This window comes from Syntrophomonas sp. UBA5494, assembly GCF_002426325.1.
The window spans coordinates 266-885 of sequence record NZ_DIPG01000068.1; the positions used below are offsets into that span (position 1 = coordinate 266).

Consider the following 620-nt stretch of genomic DNA (forward strand, 5'->3'; position numbering starts at 1 on the left):
TTCCGGGCGGCCATCAAGCAGGGCAGCGAACTGGGACTAGAGGCTAAAGCGGTGATGGATGCGGGACAGCTGGTGCCTGACGAACTGACTATCGCCATCGTCAGGGAACGCCTGGCTGAGCCCGACTGCGAAAGAGGCTTTCTGTTAGATGGCTTTCCCCGTACCGTTCCTCAGGCAGATGCCTTAGAGCAGATACTTGCGGGCTTAAACCGCAGTCTTGATGCAGTGATCAACATCGAAGTGCCGGATGATGTTCTGATGCCGCGCATGACCGGGCGCAGGATCTGCAAGCAATGCGGAGCCACCTATCACACCCGGTTCAATCCGCCTAAAGAATCCGGGAAATGTGATCAGTGCGGCGGGGAGCTATACCAGCGCAGCGATGACAGCGAAGAAACCGTGAACAACCGCCTGGCTGTGTATGCTCGGCAGACCGAGCCTCTGGTGGCGTACTATCTCCACCGGGGGTCGTTAAAGACTATCAATGGCAACCAAAGCTTGCAGCGAGTTTTTGCTGACATCTGCGGCGGCTTGAATGGTAAAAAAGCAGATTACTGCTAAGCCTAAGACCAAGCCCCCCATAAGGTAAATACTTAAATGTTTCAGCAGGCTGCTATCCA

General features: G+C 54.8%; 1 protein-coding gene. It reads left to right on the forward strand.

Annotated features, from left to right (window positions below; translation table 11 throughout):
• Nucleotides 1-561 (forward strand): adenylate kinase (locus B3W37_RS07795; RefSeq protein WP_483175281.1); only part of this gene is annotated, 561 nt, incomplete at its 5' end.
• Nucleotides 562-620: the final 59 nt, after the last annotated feature.